Genomic DNA, 643 nt, shown 5'->3' with positions numbered 1-643 from the left:
GCGCCACAGCGTGCGAGTCCCGCCCCGCCCGGCGGCGCGCCCCGTCGCTCCTTTCACCGCTTCATGCTCCATCGATGTCAACCGGCTGCCTTTGTTTCCGGATCGAGCAACCGGTGCAGGTGAACGACGAAATAGCGCATATGGGCATTGTCGACGCTGGCCTGCGCCTTCGCCTTCCACGCGGCGTGCGCCGATTGATAGTCGGGGTAGATGCCGACGATGTCGAGCGCATCCAGATCACGGAACTCGGTTCCACCCAGCTTTTTCAGCTCGCCGCCGAACACCAGGTGCAAAAGCTGTTTCTTTCCGTCTTCCACGGCCATGCCGATCCTTCGCAGATTCATGAATTTTGTGAAACGTTTAGACCAAAGCCGCCGATTTTGAAACCGTGGGCCGACTCACCCTTGGTCAGCTCCGGCAATGACGCCGGCCAGGACACCCAGCAGTTCGCCGCTGCCGGCGGCGAGCGCGCCATGGTTGATCACCTCGCCGGCATAGCGCGGCGGCTTGCCGGTACGGTCGAGCAAGGCGCCGCCCGCTTCGCGGAGGATAAGGTCGGCGGCGGCGATGTCCCAGTCATGCGCGTTGGGCTTGACGAAGGTCGCGTCGAGCTTGCCGTTGGCGATCATCGCCAGCCGGTAGG

Annotated in this window: 2 protein-coding genes; both read right to left on the bottom strand. The window is 63.6% G+C overall.

Annotated elements, in window-relative coordinates; genetic code table 11:
- Nucleotides 1-77: 77 nt before the first annotated feature.
- On the bottom strand, nucleotides 78-323 hold the full coding sequence (locus EOA60_RS36065) for a DUF4170 domain-containing protein (RefSeq protein WP_040973997.1): 246 nt from the start codon (nucleotides 321-323) through the stop codon (nucleotides 78-80).
- 75 nt (nucleotides 324-398) lie between these two features.
- Nucleotides 399-643: inositol monophosphatase family protein (locus EOA60_RS36060; RefSeq protein ID WP_281060824.1), on the bottom strand; the 245-nt coding region annotated here is incomplete at its 5' end.

It is taken from the genome of Mesorhizobium sp. M1A.F.Ca.IN.020.06.1.1 (assembly GCF_004023265.1).
Taxonomy (GTDB): Bacteria; Pseudomonadota; Alphaproteobacteria; order Rhizobiales; family Rhizobiaceae; genus Mesorhizobium.
The sequence above is the reverse complement of the archived record's forward strand: the minus strand, read 5'-3'. Positions and strand labels throughout refer to the sequence as shown.

Excerpts from the sequence above, each read along its gene's own strand:
- EOA60_RS36065 (WP_040973997.1), bottom strand. The coding sequence starts at position 323 with ATGGCCGTGGAAGACGGAAAGAAACAGCTTTTGCACCTGGTGTTCGGC.